Genomic DNA, 16,839 nt, shown 5'->3' on the forward strand with positions numbered 1-16,839 from the left:
GATATATTTTGAGAGTAATGGTTATTGGAGCGTACGGAAAAGTTGGACGTCTAGTTGTTAAAGATGCAGTTGAAGCAGGTATGGATGTAACTGCTGTTGCACACAAGAAACATTCTGATGTTAAATTAGCGACAAATAATATTGTAATCAAGAATGCAATGGACATGGATGCTAAGGATGTATCTAATTTTGACGTCATTGTGGATGCAATCGGTGGTTGGAACAAACAAACTGCTCATTTAATTCCTGATGTATTGGGGAAGGTAGTACGATTATTAGCAGGAAGTAAAACAAGATACATCAAAGTCGGAGGTGCTAATACTTTGTATATTAATAGGGATCATAGTCAACAGTTACAGGAATTAAGCAGTTATTATCCTACAAGGTTTAAATTTCTTTGTGACGCTCATAAAAAAGCTTTGGATTTATTAAGGACATATTCCAATATAGCTTGGACTTATGTAACACCGCCATTTAACTTTGTTTCAAATGGGGCTAATACAGGAGAATATCGAGTATTTGGTGAGGAGTTCAAAGCCAATTTTCATGGAGATGATGGTCATAATGATTATATTAGTTATGCGGATTTTGCGAATGGTATTGTAGATATAATCAAGAATAATCTTTACTTAAGACAACGAGTCGCATTGGTTCATGGCGATATGCCTACGAATAAGAAGTGAGGTGTTAACTTGAAAATTATGGTTATTGGTGCTTATGGAAAGGCGGGTTCACGCATTATTCGAGAGGCTATAAAGCGTGGACATATTGTGATTGGAATTGCTCATCGCAAACATCCTGGCTTTGATCAAAAAAACATCATTATTAAAGATATGATGAAGTTGGATCGTAATGATATTAAGAATATTGATGTTATCGTTGATGCTGTCGGTGCATGGACACCTGAAACAGAAATTGTACATTATCGTGGTCTTTTACATATTTTGCAGCTAATTAAGAATTCATCAATTCATTATTTAAAAGTTGGTGGCGCTAATACTCTATATATTGATAAGGAGCATCAGCATACTTTGCAAGAATTACCATTATATTATCCTAACTACATGCAAGACTTGTGCGCAGCGCATACAGAGGGGCTACGAATATTACGAACCTATTCAAATGTAAATTGGACTTATGTAACACCGACATATAATTTTGACCCTACAAGAAAAGCAGTGGGATATTATCATGTTGATGGCGAAGAATTTAAACCAGCAAAATCTAGAAACCCTAATGATGGAATCAATGATTATATAACTTATGATGATTATGCTAAGGGAATGTTGGATATTATAGAACAAAATAAATATATACATCAACGTATTACATTGGTTAGTGGTAATAATCCAGTACCAACACAACGATATTAAAAATTATTTTTCATAAAAATTTAAGTGAATTATAAAATATTTAAAAGTTGATCTGTTAAGCTTTTAGCATTTCAAAATAATTCTATGAAAAAGTTTAATCATTGGAATGCGCTTTTTACCACTAGTTGAAAGGAAACATGATATATTGGACTCTCTTTTTTGATATTATGATTTGAATAAGGGCTAGATTATTCAAGGTATTGGAATTTGGAAATTAAAATAAAATCTTTTTCTTTTAAGCACAAGAATAAGATACTATTGACAATTAAGTAAATGGTGTCTGGCATGATATCAATCTAAATATTTACGATTTAACCATCTCAAAGATTGAAATCAATACATTATGGTGAAATTAGGAAAAACAAAAAGTCAGTCATATCAAGATTCAATATCTTGATATGACTGACTTTTCTTTACTTTATGGAGGTGAGGGGAAACAATTAAATATTTTATTTCCATGAGGGTTTATAAAGAAGTGAATGCAAAATTTCAGTTCTCAGTTTAATTTTATGGTTGATCATTGAATGATCTAAAAGTAATAATCAAAATTTAAGTATTGGTTAGTAAATTTAATTGTTGTCGCTATAGATATGATTACACTTATTAATATTTTTATAACGATTTTCCTTTGAAAATAAACATTACCTACCTTTTCTAATGACCTGATTATAAAGGGAAGTGAATTAGTAGCCTATTGAACGAATAAGAAGTATGCAACGTATCTCAAATCGTAGGTAATAATGGGCAATGAATTTTCTAAATGTATAGTTAGTTATTGATGCACTTTCTAGAAAAATCATTCAATGATAGTCTGTTTGTTTTGGGTGTTTAATTTCGTATTACCTGTTATAATATGAGTGTACAAAAAAAGGAGGAGTGCCGTTAACACTCCCCCATGATAGCCCGTTTAAGACGGTGGCTATATTAGATTATTATATTTTAAATAACCGTAAACCTGCCAAAGTTTAGACGGTTATTTTTTTACGTTTATTTCTTATCACTATGAATGTATGTTAACAAGGCAATCAAAAATATACCGAACGTTAACATAAGATTCAAAGCGTTTGAAACAGACAAAAACGCAACTCCTTTTATTAGAATGTAAAGCATGATACCTAGGTAAGAAGAAATATAACCATAAGTACCCACTCCTTTCAGGAATAGCCACCGCCATTAACTTGCTATCGCTATTATTATCTAATATCAATTAAATTAATGAAAGTTGTTTTTTAGGAATCTTAATAAATAGTAAAATTTAAAAATACAATTGAAGTTGTTGAATGATTCATTTTTTTAAATTTGATAGATAATAGAAAAAATATGATGTCATGCTTATGGGCTAAAAGATAATAAGTAGGGTGCGTATATTCGATTTATAGGAAGTTTACTATACCTTTATAAATTGCCACTGTTCTAGAGGTAGGCTATTAAATAGATTCTACCAAAAATGATGTGATCATTAGAGTTGCTTTTCCGTGGGTACGATGTGTTAAAAGTCTACTTATTAATAAAGGATGTATTTGAATTGTTATATATATTAGGTTGTAACCATTCGTTACCTGTATAAATGGGGTATTGATTCTTTAAATTTTACAATTACGCATTTTAAATGCTTAGATCCACCTAATTGCAAAAAAATATTACGGTTTAATTTTTAAACGATTCTCTTTATTGTCACTTAATAAAAATATCGTTGTGGAGCGTATTCTATGGTCAAGTATGTTGGGCAAGTAAGATAATTTGACTGTATTCGTAATTTAATTGAACTGGTAAAAGTGAATAAGAGTGTCATCCTTAGTAAAAAGATACTAAGGTTTTTTTATTGTGGTAGCTATCTTTTTGTTGCTTAGTTAGTACTTCAAGGATTCATAACATCATATGTCAGGCACCCCCTGATTGGTGCGGTAGCGGTATGATCACAAATTTATTATTGTTGATTACTTTGAAATTAAGGAAATAATAAGGACTGGTATTTTTTTAAGTAGTTTAATGAATATTATTTAAAGTTTACAAAGTGAATGCCATGTTTTTACCATTATTATCACGATTCCATGATGAACTACATCAAACATTTATTTTAGTGAATGATCGTTATTCATATTGAGGTCGTTAGCTATGATCACATATTTTCTTGCAATGAATTAGGTTATAAATTATCTTGGTTCCTAAATCTGAATATGTTGGAGAAATTTAACCATTGATGATTAATTAAATTTAAAGTTATATGGTTGTTTTGGAAACAAAAAAAAACCATCACATAAGAAATGTGATGGCACCCGCCCAACCAGTAAAATTATTTATAGTTCGTTGATATGTTTTTGATATGCAAAATGATATGCACTGATATGTTTTATTTGAAATTTAATTAACTTCAGAAAATAAAAAAGCCAGTAATACCAAGGCTTTTAAGCCCTGATAAAACTGGTTGATTTCCTATTATGGAGGTGAGGGGAATTGAACCCCTGTCCAAGCATAATGCTATGCAAGCCTCTACACTCATAGTTGTATCATTTGAAGTTTCGCCATCATGAACGCCATACAACCAGGCTAGCCACAATGACTATTCCGATAATCTCTTTTTAACTATTCAGAATGCACAGTTAAACGTAGCCCAATTAATTTGAGACCCGATTCTAACCCTTGGGCGAAGCTAGAGCGGATCACGCTTAGACTGTTTTTAGGCAGCTAATGCGTAAGAATTATTATTTTTTGCAGTTATAATAAACTGTGTGTTTTTAAGGGACACAAGGCCCTAAGTGCAGCCTGCACGCTACTACACATGTCGAATCCAGAACACCCCCAAAGTGTCCACTAGTAATAATAGCGAACTTTCCTTTTTTTAGCAAACCAAACGATTAAATTAAAAATAAATATTGATACTAAAAAGGTGTTGTTTGGCATAAAAATTGTTAAAATGTTGGGTGTAGATGGAGGAATGAAAATATGATAGAAAAGAACGAGAAGAAGCCTTTCTACAAAAGAAACTGGTTCTGGATCACGATTTTTTCTATTTTTATAATAGTTTCGGCTACAACTTATTTTGCTAATTTCTCTGGCTATCAGGGTAAAGCTGATCAAGCATCAACTAAACAAAGTAAGAGTTTAACCAATGAATCGACGAAAAAGAATCCTAGTTTAATTCAAAAATATAATTCTATTAAAACGGGAAAGCGTGGCTTTAGTAAGAAAGCTATTATGGACCTTCTGGGTCAGCCTAGTTCGATGCAACAGATTGAAGCTGGTGCAGATTTGTATAGTTTAACTTGGGACAGTACTAGTGACAATAATAATGTTACTATTCAAGTTACTGTTCAAAATAACAAAGCAATTGCAAAATCTATTCAAGGTTTGGATATAGATAGGAAGAAACTATTAACTTTGGATGATTTTAAACAACTTCAAATTGGTGATAAGTACAATCAGGTTCTTGATGTCTTAGGTGATCCTGATGAATATTCTGATGTAGATGGAATCAAAACTTTAGTCTACGAATCAGACTTGGCACAGGCAGATCCGGAATTGGATGCAGTTATCAAAATAGATATTTCAAATAATAAAATTATTTCTGAAAATCAGCAAAATCTCAAATAAAATTTAAAAAAAGCCGTTAACTAATCAATAAAATTAGTTAATGGCTTTTCTTATGAAATGAAAAAGGTGCATATGTCAAAACACAATCTGCTTTGATATGTGCGCCTTTATTGTGTAACCAAGTTTCTCTGTCGGAGTGTTCCAAAGACTTTAATAGCGAGACTTGAAATTCCAACTGACATGACTGCTAATAAGAATGAGGTCATATCGGCTAAAACTATGTTACCGATACAAACGATACCGTCAATAATGAATAAACTTATGTATTTATCAATACCAAAATTCTTATGAATTATCATAGGCGGAACGGTTGTACCACCACTGGACATGTTTAAAGTATATAAAATTGCAAGTCCAATTCCAAAAATGATACTTCCTACTATTATAGAAACCAGTCGGCTACTAGGAATCAAGTTGTAGACAGGAGTTATATATAGGAGGAAAGGCAATAGGAAACTTCCAAGTGTTAATTTAATGGTTGTTTGTCTATCTAAATGTAAGTAAGCAAGTACTAGCATCACAATATTTATGACAAGAACCGAGATGAAGGTTGGGATTTTCCATCCTGCTTGCAAGAGTATAGCAATTCCGGTGGCTCCACCAGCTGCAATACTATGCGGTTCGAAGAACATATTTAAACTAAATGCGATAAGTTCCAACGCAACTAACATTATTAGTAGTTTTGAGGACAATCTTGTTTGTTTTTTCTTCATATATATAACTATATCATGAATATATCTCCACATCAATAAAAGTCCAAATTACCTTAATTTTTGCTTAAAAAAATAATATTTCATGAGTATTACTTAAATTACATAAAAATCCTAAATTGTAACTTGCAAGTCGTTGTCATGTAATACTGAGCTGTTAGTATAACATCATAGCAATTGAGAGAGAGCTAAACAATATTAAATATAAGGATGTAATTAATTCATGAAAAAAGTTTTATCTATCGCTTTATTAAGTACAATGGTTTTGACAGGAGTTCTTGCTTCAGGTAACACAACAGCTCAAGCCGCTGTTACAAATGGAAACAAGGCCACAGTTGAAAAGGGTGATACTTACAAGAGCATTGCTGAAGCTAACGGAATTAGTATCTCCGCTCTGGAACAAGCAAATGGCCGTGAAGTCGGCGGATTTGACTTGATCTTCCCAGGTGAAACAGTAACATTGCCTGGCGCTACAAATACTGCTACAACTAATAATACAAATACAACACAACAACAAAATACAGCATCACAAACTCAACAAGATACACAACAACAAAATACAGCTTCACAAACACAACAAAGTACAGCACAAACTGATACAGCATCACAAGCACAACAAAACGTAACAAACTCAACTGCTAATACACAAGCAACAACAAATAATGATGCTGCTTCAACACAAACAGCTAGTGCAAATACTGCTGCAAACACAAACAATACAAATACACAACAAGCTTCAACAACTGATACATCATCATCACAACAAGCAACTTCATCTACAACAGGAACTTCACAAGGAACATTTAAGATTTCCTTCTATGATCCAGCTGTCTTAGGTTCAAACATGGGTTACTCCGGTGTTGCCGCTAACCTATCAGTATTCCCTAAGGGTACACAATTGAAGATTACTCTATCTGATGGTACCGTACTATACAGAACTGTTAATGACACAGGAACATTTGCTAACTCAAACTCACAACAACTAGACGTTGCTATGCCAAGTTCACAAATTCCTTCATATGGTGTTACAACAGCTTCAGTTGAAGTATTATCATAATTTAGAAAATAGAATATAGATGATTGCAAGAAAAGATTTCCCATTGATTTGGGAGGTCTTTTTTCTTAGCAATTAATTAATTTTTCTAATTAATGTTGTGAGGATAATGTAATTTATTTATTTTTTATTTAAAATGTCAAAATAATTTATCGTTATAAAAGGCGTAACGCTAGTGTTGCCAAACACTTGCAATATCGGCTTTTTTATAAAAGAAGATTATAAATAACACTTGGCATGAAAATATAAAATTAGAAAGTTAGTAAAAAAATCTGATTTTTATGGATTGACATTTTAAAATTTAGATTGTATTATCTAACCAACGATTAACAAAAGATATTTATTAAACAATTTGATCGGGGGAAGTAATTCAATCCCGTTTGTACAGAAAACCTCTATTTGCTGAGATGAGGGCAACGACTTGAATGAAAATGACCCGTGATTGGTGCGCTGAATCCTTTTTTGGATAAAGATGCAATGGCCGGTACCCTTTACAGTACACGCGTATAGAATTTTTGTACGTTGTTGAGGAAATAAGTGTAAGCTTATTTCGAATTAGAATGGTACCGCGCTTAGCCGCTTCTAAATTTGAACAGAAATGTTCATTATTTAGAAGCGGCTTTTTTTATTTAATAAATAAATTAAGTTGGTTAAGTATTAGTTTAAGGTGGGAGAAAGATATGAGTAAATTTAAGAAATATAGCAAGGTTATATTATTAGCCTTTACCGCATTATTTATTTTCGTATTAGCTGGCTGTGGCAACCAAAATAGTGGCAAAACAGTTAAAGTTGGTATCAATCCTTCAGATGAGGAAATTTGGAAAGTTGTTCAAAAGAAAGTTAAGAGCGAAGGTATCAATTTAAAGATTCAAACTTTCAATGATTACAACCAACCAAATACAGCTTTGAACCAAGGATCAGTTGATATTAATGCTTATCAACATACTGATTTTCTAAATTCTTGGAATAAAGCACACAAAACAGATTTAGTTTCAATTGGTAAGACAGTTATTCAACCAATGGCTTTATATTCTAAGAAGATTACTAAACTGAGTCAGTTAAAAGATGGCGATAAGATTGCTATTCCAAATGATGCTTCTAATGAAGCTCGTGCATTACAATTGCTAGAATATAATAAGATTCTAAAATTAGATGATAGCAAGACATTACCATCAACTAAGGATATTACAGAGAACAAATTAAACTTGAAATTCACTACTGTTGATGCTGCACAAACAGCTCGTGTCATGGGTGATGTAACTGCATCAATCGTTAACGGAAATGTTGCAAGTGATGCTAAATTGAATCCTAAGAAAGCTGTTGTTACTGAAAAGATTAACAAGAACTCAATTCCTTGGATCAACATTATTGTTACTCAAAAGAAAGATAAGAATAACAAGACTTACAAAAAGGTTGTTAAAGCCTTCCAAACTAAAGCAGTTGCTAAAGAAATCAAGAAGGTTTACGGCGGTAATGAAATTCCAGCTTGGAACGCAAAGCTTTAATAATTAGGTGTTAAAAAATGAGGAGGTTTTCTAATGTCACAATTATCAGATCCAGCAATTCAGAATTCGATTGAAGATTTAAAGAAATATATCGCACTACCATCCGTTTCAGCAAAGAATCAATCTATTACTGAGACAGCCGAATTCCTCAAAAATCTTTTAGAAGATTTTGGAGCCGATGCCACAATTTGGAACGAATTTGAATATCCAGTCGTCTTCGCGGAGGCAAAGCCAAAGGAGCCAAGTGATACCACGATTCTGATTTACAATCACTACGATGTTCAACCAGAAGAACCACTTGAACTTTGGAATTCAGATCCTTTTGAATTAAAAGTAACAGATGATAAATTTATCGGACGTGGAGTTTCCGATTGTAAAGCTGACTTAATTAGTCGTATCACAGCTTTAAAGATTTATCGTCAAGAACATGGCGACTTGCCTTGCAACATCAAATTCTTAGTTGAGGGACAAGAAGAAGTTGCTAGTCGTCACTTGGAAGATTACTTGAAGAAGTATCAAGACAAGTTGTCAGCTGACTTGATAATCTGGGAGTCAGGTTATAAAAATGAAGAAGAACAATTTAACTTTACTGGTGGTAACAAAGGTGTTCTTTGTTTTGAACTAGAAGCTACTTCAGCTAATATTGATTTGCATTCATCGTTTGCTGCAGTTGTTGACAGTGCTTCTTGGAGATTAGCTCAAGCATTAGATGCTTTGAGAACTCCAGAAGGCGACATTAAGATTCCAGGATTTTATGATGATGTTGTTGAACCTACTCAAATAGAAGTTGATTTAGTTAATAAAGCTATCACACCAGATTTAAAGAAAAAATGGGATTTACAAGTTCCATTGTTGAAGAACAAATCGGTTAATTACAATTTAACTTTCAATCCTACTATTAATATAGAAGGAATTAGCAGTGGTTGGGAAGGTGAAGGTGTTAAAACCGTCACTCCTAAAGCAGCTAAGGCAAAATTGGAATTCCGATTGGTTCCTAATCAAGATCCACATGATTTATTTGATAAACTAACAAAATATCTAAACGACCAAGGATTTAAAGATATCAAAGTTAAGTATTTGCTTGGTGAAAAAGGATATCGTTGGGACCTAAACAGTCCAATCGTTGATAAATTGATTGGAACTGCTAAAGATTTCTTCGGTGGTGAAGATAAGGTTGAAGCTTTACCATCAAGCCCTGGTACTGGTCCAATGTATCTCTTGAACGAGTACACACATGCATCAATTATTTCAACTGGTGTCAGTTATTCTAAGGCTGGCAACCATGCACCAAACGAAAATATTAGAATTCAAGACTACTTAGATTTCATTGATTTCTTTGATCAATTCTTGGGTAAACTAAGGGAGTAATTATTAAATGGCAGAACAAAATGGGATAATTCAGCTAAAAGATATTGATGTCACTTTCAATAATGAAGAGAAAACGATTGAAGCTGTTAAAGATGTTTCTATCAATGTTAATAAAGGTGACGTCTTCGGAGTAATTGGTTACTCTGGTGCCGGAAAAAGTACTTTGGTTCGTGTAATTAATTTATTGCAGAAACCAACTTCAGGTACTGTTATTGTAAATAATCAAAATCTTACGGAATTAAATCAAAAAGATTTGCGTAAGGCTCGTCGAAATATTGGGATGATTTTCCAACACTTCAACTTGATGAATTCATTAACAGTTTATGGAAATGTTGATTTTCCATTACGTGATTCTGGTTTAAGTAAAGCTGAACGTAAAGAAAAAATTGATAAGTTGCTAGATATTGTTGGTTTGGGAGACCGTGCCCAAAACTATCCATCACAATTATCTGGTGGTCAAAAACAACGTGTTGGTATTGCTCGTGCTTTGGCAAATGATCCAGAAATTTTGATTTCTGATGAAGCTACAAGTGCTTTGGACCCTAAGACTACTACCGAAATTTTGAATCTGTTGGGTCGCTTGAATCGAGAACTTGGCATCACAATTGTAATCATCACTCACGAAATGGACGCTATCAAGCAAATCTGCAATCGAGTTGCCGTTATGGAAAGTGGTCAGTTGATTGAAGAAGGCAGTCTCTTATCAATTTTTGGTAATCCAAAGGAACAATTGACAAAAGACTTCGTTAATACTTCAACTCATATTGGTTCAGTCCTTGACGAAATCAGAGATAGTGGAACTGTTGATAAATTAGCTGGTCGTTTGATTGAACTCAATTACATTGGCGATTCTACCAATGAACCAATCGTTGTTGAATTGTACAAACGTTTTAAAGTTGAAGCTAACATTTTGTTCAGTAACATTGAAAGATTACAAAATACCACTGTCGGAATCATGTTGTTTGCTTTAACGGGTGATGACGACAATGTGGAACAAGCTATCCAATATTTGAATAGTTTGAACGTTAACGTTAAAGAAGTCAGTTTAAAGAAAGAGGGCGAATAGTTCATGGCAGATTTAGTAAATAAATTTCTTCCTAATGTTGTTGCTAACTGGGAAGGAGATAACGGCTTCGTAGTTGCCATTTGGCAAACACTTTATATGACATTTGTCAGTGCATTATTTGCCGGTATTATCGGTATTATCTTGGGAATTTTGTTGGTAATCACAGCTGATGATGGAATCACGCCACATAAGAATTTTTATAACTGTTTAGATAAGTTAGTCAATCTATTCAGATCAATTCCATTCATCATCTTGCTAGCGGTTATCGGACCCTTCACCAAGTTGATTGTTGGACAAACGATTGGACCTACAGGTGCCTTAGTTCCATTGGTCATCGGTACATCTCCATTCTTTGCTCGACAAGTTCAATTAGCTCTAGTTGAAGTCGATCACGGGGTGATTGAAGCGGCTGAAGCTATCGGTCTTTCACCAATTAAAATCATTTTTAGAGTTTACTTGCGTGAAGGTATGCCGGAGTTGATTCGTTCTGGAACTTTAACAATCATTAGTTTGATTGGACTAACTGCCATGGCTGGTGCTGTTGGTGGTGGTGGTCTTGGTAACATGGCCATTTCCGTTGGTTATCAACGGTTTGAAAATGATGTTACTATCGTCTCTATGTTATTCATTCTGGTACTGGTCTTTGTCATTCAAGGAATTGGTGACTTTGCCGTCCGGAAGTTGGAACACTAGATAACAATTTGATCGGAAGAGTAGGTTACCTACCACAGTCTGTACAGAAAGCCTTGGTTGTTGAGATGAGGTCAGACTTGTAGCTGAAAATGATCCGTGATTGGTATCTCCGATACTTGGGGGATAATGGTTGGTACCCATTAAAGTACACACATGTAATTACATGTTATTGAGGAAAGTAGATGTGAATTTACTTTCGAAATAGAATGGTATCGCGCAAAGGCGCTTCTATCTTAGACAATTATTTGTCTAGTTAGGAGCGTCTTTTTATGTTGAGGAGGAGTAAGAATGAAAAATAGAATAAAAGGGTTAGTGTTGTTAGTTGTTGCTACATTTAGTTTATTTGTCTTAGCTGCTTGTGGAAATACTCAAGCCAGCAGTAATAAGGATACGACAGTTAAAATTGGAGTAACTGGTTCAGATGATCGAGTTCTTCAAGCTGTTGCTAAGAAAGTCAAAAAGGAAGGCATCAATATTAAAATCGTTGAATTTTCAGATTACAATCAACCCAATACCGCTTTGCAACAAGGTGAAATTGATCTGAATGCCTTTCAAACTGTTACATTCCAAAATGATTGGAATAAAAAGCACCATACAAACATTGTTTCTCTTGGTTCAACCGTGATTGCTCCAATGTCACTTTTTTCAAAGAAAATAACTAAGCTCAGTCAAATTAAGGAAGGCGATAAGATTGCTGTTCCTAACGATGCCACAAATGAAGGTCGTGCACTTCAATTGCTTGAAAGTGCTGGCTTGATTAAGTTAGACAACAAGAAGATTCCTAATTTGAAAGATATCACTGAAAATAAGCTTAATTTACAAATCTCAGCTTTGGATGCTGCTCAAACAGCTAAATCGCTTGAAGATGTTACAGCATCAGTCGTTAACAGTGGAGTTGCTAACGATGCTAAATTGAATTTAAATAAGGCACTTTATCGTGAAAAGATCACTGCTAAGTCAAAGCCTTACGTAAATATTATTTCAGCTAATGCTAAAGATAAAAATAATAAAGTTTACAAGAAGATTGTCAAAGCATATCAATCAAAAGATATTGCCAAAGTAATTAATGATGAATACCATGGTTTCGAAAGTCCAGCTTGGAATTATAAAGTCTTAAATTAAGGGATTAAATAATATATATCTTGGAGGATAAAGGATAATCATGCTAAAGAATAAAATTAAGGGAATATTACTAATGTTCATTACCGCACTTAGTTTATTCGTTTTAGCTGGTTGTGGGGGCAATCAGTCAAGTAAGCAAAGTAAAGAAAAGGTTGTTAAGGTTGGAATTTGTGGATCAAATGATCCAGAATTAGAGAAAGTTGCAAAGAATTTGAAGAAAAAAGGTATAAAAATCAAAATCGTACAATTTTCTGATTACAGTCAACCTAATACAGCACTAGCTAATGGGGAAATCGATATGAACGATTTCCAGACGTATACTTTTCAAAGTGATTGGAACAAAAAGCACAAAACTAATATTGTTTCAATCGGCGAGACAGTGGTTGCTCCGATGTCTCTATTTTCAAAAAAGATTAAAAATATTAAACAATTGAAGAAAGGCGATAAAGTTGCCATTCCCAATGATGTTACTAATGAAGGTCGAGCCTTGCAATTACTTCAAAGTGCTGGTTTGATTGAATTGAATAACAGGAAGATTCCTAGTTTAAGAGATATTACCAAGAATAAAGTTGGTATCAAGATTTCATCTCTAGATGCTGGTCAAACTGCCAAATCTCTTGATGATGTGACAGCCGCTTGTGTTAATAGTGGTGTTGCCAGTGATGCAAAACTTAATCCACAAAACGCAGTCTATCGTGAAAAGATAACTGCTAAGTCAAAACCTTATGTAAATATTATTTCTGTTAATGCTAAAGATAAAAATAATCCGACATATAATGAAATTTCAAAAGCATATCGTACAAAAGAAATTGCTGCTTTAATTAAAACGGAATTTCACGGATATGAAAAAGCCGCTTGGACTTATAAGGTCTTACAATAAAATATTTGATTGATTTAAAGAATGATATCTGCTTGGTATCATCCTTTTTTTGTGCAATTATTTAAATTTTAATCTAAAATTGAAGTAGGTAATTAAAAGTAGAAGTCAGGGATAAGATATGAAAAATTTAGGGATGGTTTTAAAGGAATTACGTCAAGAAAAGAAAATGACTCAAAAGGAATTGGCTGATGGTATTTGTGCGCAATCAATGTTGTCAGCAATTGAAAATGATATTTACGTCCCCAATGCTAATCTGTTGATCAATTTGGTTAATCGTTTGGAAGTCGACTTGAATGAAATCAGTTTGGCGGTTAATTTCAAAATTAGTCAAAACGATAAAATTAATGAAATTGTCGACAAGTTGTGTAACGCACACCAATATCAACAACTCTTAAACTTTTTGAATCAAAAAGATGTTCTTGATAATTTAGAAACTTCTAAGCAAATTCAGGCTTACTATTATTATTTAGGCGTGGCTCAGCTGCAAACTAATGCAATCGATGAGGCTTTGAAGTCTTTGAGATTATCTTTGGCAGAAATTAATCATCTTCATTTAACGACTATTTCACGTTTAGCTTATTTAGCCATTGGTTATATTTATGCTCTCCAAAACAAACGCACTGCGGCTGTGGATAACATTGATTTAGCTTTTCGTAATTGGAATGAATTTTCTTATGACGAAAATCAAAATATTATTTATTATCTGACAGCTTTGATTTATTTCAAATTGAACGATTATCAAAATTCGACGGCTTACTTGATTGATGGGATTACGTTTATTGCTAAACACGATTCGCACTATATGTTAGCTAATTGCTACTTTTTGATGGCACGTTTGGCACAAGAGGCTCATCAAGATGACGAACGGTTGGAAGCTCATGGACGTAAAGATTTATTCAGTGAATTGTATAATGAACAAATTTTTAAGGACTTTTAATTTTAGTGACGAATTTGTAAGTCAAATGTAAGTCCATTAAATGTACTATTGTCAAAAAATAAATTATTATATATTTATAGATAAAGGGGGAAACAACTTATGCACATACCGATTAAACGTTCACAAAATAATAAACTTATTGCTGGTGTTTTAGGAGGTCTATCCGAGCATTTTGGCTGGAATCCTGCCATTGCAAGAGTTCTTTGGGTACTATTAAGTTTGGCACTGACAGCAGTAGGAATTATTGGTTACTTAGTTCTTTGGCTCTTAATGGAAAATCCAGATTACTAAATATTGGAGGATAAGAAAATGCATATTCCCGTAAAAAGATCTCAATACGACCGCATTTTAAGTGGAGTGATTGGTGGCCTTTGTAATCATTTTGATTGGAATCTTACTTTGGGACGAATCATTTATGTACTACTAACATTGACACCTGTTTTCCCAGGTATTTTAGTTTATTTGGGTTTATGGCTCTTGATGGAAAAACCTGATGATGTTCAATAGAAAATGACTCATAAATTACATACTTTGTAATTTATGAGTCATTTTGGGTTCTAAACTTTTTGGTGTTGATTTATTCAGCAACACCAAAAAGTTTAGAACTGATTATATATAGTTTCATAATTTTACAAATTGTATTAAATTATGAAACTATTATTTTACTTAATAGTGAAACAAAAAATCATAAATTTTAAAAATTTATAAAAATATGAAAAAGTGTTGCATTTATGTATAAAAGCTTATATAATTCGAATTGTGGTAAGCGATTACAAAATAAAAAGGAGATAATTATCATGACAGTTTCTTTAGGTATTATTATTGTTTTATGTATCTATGTAAGTTTAGCTGTATTGGATCAAATATCCCTTCAGCTTGGACCATATTCGCCTTTATTTGGTGGAGCTTTAACAGGTCTTGTCATGGGTGATCTTAAAACGGGATTAATGGTTGGTGCTACATTACAATTGATGACTTTAGGAGTTGCAACATTTGGTGGAGCTACAGTACCAGATTTCTTAACAGGTTCTGTTATGGGAACAGCCTATGCAATCCTAGCTAATAAAGGAGCATCTTATGGGATTGGTCTTGCAGTTCCAATTGGATTGCTATTAACTCAAACTGATATTTTAGCTCGTATGGCTAATACGTATTTTCAACATCGCGCAGATAAATTTGCTAGTGATGGAAATTGGAAGAAAGTTGAAATGCAAAATATTTGGGGTATGATACCTTGGATTGTTTCACGAATTTTACCAGTTGCTATTGGTTTATTCTTTGGTCAAAGTGTTGTTTCAGCAATTAATAGTTTTATTCCAATGTGGTTTATGGATGGATTAAAGACAGCAGGAACTATCCTTCCTGCTATGGGAATTGCAATTTTGATGCGTTATCTTCCAATTAAAAAATATTTTCCATTTTTCATTATTGGTTTTGTTTTAATGGCTTATGGAGGAAAGAACTTTTCCATTCTGGGCTCAGCACTTGTTGGGTTAGCTATGGCTGCAATTTATGTTATTTTTAAAAATAATCCTTCAGAGCATTCAAGTTCCTCTGGAAAAGGAAACGAAGAAGATAATTCTGACGATGACGAGGTAGAAATTGATGACTAAACTAACTGATAAAGACATAAAAAAGGTTTATTGGCGTAATCTTTTTGGACTTCAATGGGGATGGAATTATGAAAGAATGCAAGGCCTTGGTTATTCATGGGTTGTTATGCCAGCATTAAAAGCTCTTTATAAAAATGATGAAGAGGCAATGAAAACAGCTTTAAAAACACAATTGGGATTTTTTAATACTAGTCAACCAATGTCTCATTTGATTATTGGAGCTGATCTTGGTATTGAGGAAAAAACAGGTATGAATGATCCAGAGGCAATTGTTGGTTTAAAAACAGGTTTAATGGGCCCATTTGCAGGCGTTGGAGATACTATATTTCTGGCTATTTATAGGGCGATTGTGTTTTCAATTGCATCATACATGGCTCTTTCAGGATCTGCGTTAGGACTATTATTACCTATAGTAGCCGGCCTGGCTATCCTTTGGCTAAGATATAAGTTTACTTGGATTGGATATCGTCAGGGAACAAAGTTGGCAACAGAGTTTGCTGGACGTATGAAAACACTGACAGAAGGAGCATCAATCCTCGGATTAACAGTAGTTGGAGCTCTTATACCATCAGTCATAACTTATTCATTAGATTTGAAATACAAAATGGGAAAAGTAACATTGAACATCAATGATATGTTAAATCAAATCATGCCTTCATTAATCCCATTGGCTATAGTTATGTTTTCATATTGGTTATTGGGGAAGAAAAAAATGAATTCTACAAGATTAATTTTTGTATTAATTGCACTAGGAATGATTTTGGGAAATTTAAAACGTATTTTTGGAATGTAAATAATTAGGCGAATTTTATAATCAAGTTAGCCACTTTCAATAAAATTCCAAAATAAAAACACCAAGACGAAAAAATCAGGTATCATTGGAGTTCTCCACAAACAATGAAAGAGGTTTTTCGTCTTGATGCAAGA

Annotated in this window: 17 protein-coding genes and 1 other RNA gene; 15 read left to right on the plus strand and 3 right to left on the minus strand. The window is 33.3% G+C overall.

What is annotated here, in order from left to right; translation table 11 throughout:
• Positions 1–17: 17 nt before the first annotated feature.
• Together FHL06_RS10225 and FHL06_RS10230 are read left to right on the plus strand one after the other, a co-directional pair.
• Positions 18–683: an NAD(P)-dependent oxidoreductase gene (locus tag FHL06_RS10225; RefSeq protein ID WP_238334022.1), complete on the plus strand. Its 666-nt coding sequence runs from the start codon at positions 18–20 to the stop codon at positions 681–683.
• Positions 684–692: 9 nt separating this feature from the next.
• On the plus strand, positions 693–1,373 hold the full coding sequence (locus tag FHL06_RS10230) for an NAD(P)-dependent oxidoreductase (RefSeq protein WP_153386315.1): 681 nt from the start codon (positions 693–695) through the stop codon (positions 1,371–1,373).
• Positions 1,374–2,360: 987 nt separating this feature from the next.
• On the opposite strand, the gene FHL06_RS15135 is transcribed toward FHL06_RS10230, so the two are convergent.
• Positions 2,361–2,483, minus strand: coding sequence for a putative holin-like toxin (locus FHL06_RS15135; RefSeq protein WP_420360968.1), 123 nt, complete (start codon positions 2,481–2,483; stop codon positions 2,361–2,363).
• A gap of 1,326 nt (positions 2,484–3,809) precedes the next feature.
• Positions 3,810–4,174, minus strand: a transfer-messenger RNA (tmRNA) gene (gene ssrA, locus FHL06_RS10240).
• 142 nt (positions 4,175–4,316) lie between these two features.
• Between ssrA and FHL06_RS10245 the strand changes: the two genes are divergently transcribed.
• The gene (locus FHL06_RS10245; protein WP_153386319.1) at positions 4,317–4,964 is read left to right on the plus strand and encodes a DUF3862 domain-containing protein; all 648 of its coding nucleotides are present in this window, start codon (positions 4,317–4,319) and stop codon (positions 4,962–4,964) included.
• A gap of 107 nt (positions 4,965–5,071) precedes the next feature.
• On the opposite strand, the gene FHL06_RS10250 is transcribed toward FHL06_RS10245, so the two are convergent.
• Positions 5,072–5,677, minus strand: a complete 606-nt coding sequence (locus FHL06_RS10250) for a YitT family protein (RefSeq protein WP_162000234.1) — start codon at positions 5,675–5,677, stop codon at positions 5,072–5,074.
• Between the two features lie 220 nt (positions 5,678–5,897).
• Between FHL06_RS10250 and FHL06_RS10255 the strand changes: the two genes are divergently transcribed.
• The 12 genes from FHL06_RS10255 to FHL06_RS10310 all read left to right on the plus strand — a co-directional run bounded on the left by FHL06_RS10255 (position 5,898) and on the right by FHL06_RS10310 (position 16,705).
• Positions 5,898–6,731 carry a DPBB and LysM peptidoglycan-binding domain-containing protein gene (locus FHL06_RS10255; RefSeq protein ID WP_153386322.1) on the plus strand — a complete coding sequence of 278 codons (834 nt, stop codon included), beginning with the start codon at positions 5,898–5,900 and terminating at the stop codon, positions 6,729–6,731.
• Positions 6,732–7,408: 677 nt separating this feature from the next.
• A complete protein-coding gene (locus FHL06_RS10260; protein WP_153386324.1) occupies positions 7,409–8,233 on the plus strand; it encodes a MetQ/NlpA family ABC transporter substrate-binding protein in 825 nt (274 codons plus the stop codon).
• 33 nt (positions 8,234–8,266) lie between these two features.
• Positions 8,267–9,601, plus strand: coding sequence for a M20/M25/M40 family metallo-hydrolase (locus tag FHL06_RS10265; RefSeq protein WP_153386326.1), 1,335 nt, complete (start codon positions 8,267–8,269; stop codon positions 9,599–9,601).
• Positions 9,602–9,608: 7 nt separating this feature from the next.
• Positions 9,609–10,667, plus strand: coding sequence for a methionine ABC transporter ATP-binding protein (locus tag FHL06_RS10270; protein ID WP_153386328.1), 1,059 nt, complete (start codon positions 9,609–9,611; stop codon positions 10,665–10,667).
• 3 nt (positions 10,668–10,670) lie between these two features.
• Positions 10,671–11,360: a methionine ABC transporter permease gene (locus FHL06_RS10275; protein ID WP_153386330.1), complete on the plus strand. Its 690-nt coding sequence runs from the start codon at positions 10,671–10,673 to the stop codon at positions 11,358–11,360.
• Between the two features lie 288 nt (positions 11,361–11,648).
• Complete coding sequence (locus tag FHL06_RS10280) at positions 11,649–12,482, plus strand: MetQ/NlpA family ABC transporter substrate-binding protein (RefSeq protein ID WP_153386332.1); 834 nt, start codon at positions 11,649–11,651, stop codon at positions 12,480–12,482.
• 40 nt (positions 12,483–12,522) lie between these two features.
• Positions 12,523–13,362, plus strand: a complete 840-nt coding sequence (locus FHL06_RS10285; protein WP_153386334.1) for a MetQ/NlpA family ABC transporter substrate-binding protein — start codon at positions 12,523–12,525, stop codon at positions 13,360–13,362.
• Between the two features lie 118 nt (positions 13,363–13,480).
• Positions 13,481–14,299, plus strand: a complete 819-nt coding sequence (locus FHL06_RS10290; RefSeq protein ID WP_153386336.1) for a helix-turn-helix domain-containing protein — start codon at positions 13,481–13,483, stop codon at positions 14,297–14,299.
• A 99-nt stretch (positions 14,300–14,398) separates the two neighbouring features.
• Positions 14,399–14,590 carry a PspC domain-containing protein gene (locus FHL06_RS10295; protein WP_153386338.1) on the plus strand — a complete coding sequence of 64 codons (192 nt, stop codon included), beginning with the start codon at positions 14,399–14,401 and terminating at the stop codon, positions 14,588–14,590.
• A gap of 18 nt (positions 14,591–14,608) precedes the next feature.
• Entirely contained in the window at positions 14,609–14,806 is a 198-nt protein-coding gene (locus FHL06_RS10300) for a PspC domain-containing protein (protein ID WP_153386340.1), read from the plus strand.
• Between the two features lie 290 nt (positions 14,807–15,096).
• The gene (locus FHL06_RS10305; RefSeq protein WP_153386342.1) at positions 15,097–15,912 is read left to right on the plus strand and encodes a PTS mannose/fructose/sorbose/N-acetylgalactosamine transporter subunit IIC; all 816 of its coding nucleotides are present in this window, start codon (positions 15,097–15,099) and stop codon (positions 15,910–15,912) included.
• Positions 15,905–16,705: a PTS system mannose/fructose/sorbose family transporter subunit IID gene (locus tag FHL06_RS10310; protein WP_153386344.1), complete on the plus strand. Its 801-nt coding sequence runs from the start codon at positions 15,905–15,907 to the stop codon at positions 16,703–16,705. Before FHL06_RS10305 ends, FHL06_RS10310 begins: the two co-directional genes overlap by 8 nt.
• The last annotated feature ends 134 nt before the right edge of the window (positions 16,706–16,839 follow it).

It is taken from the genome of Companilactobacillus halodurans, assembly GCF_009600985.1.
Classification (GTDB): domain Bacteria; phylum Bacillota; class Bacilli; order Lactobacillales; family Lactobacillaceae; genus Companilactobacillus; species Companilactobacillus halodurans.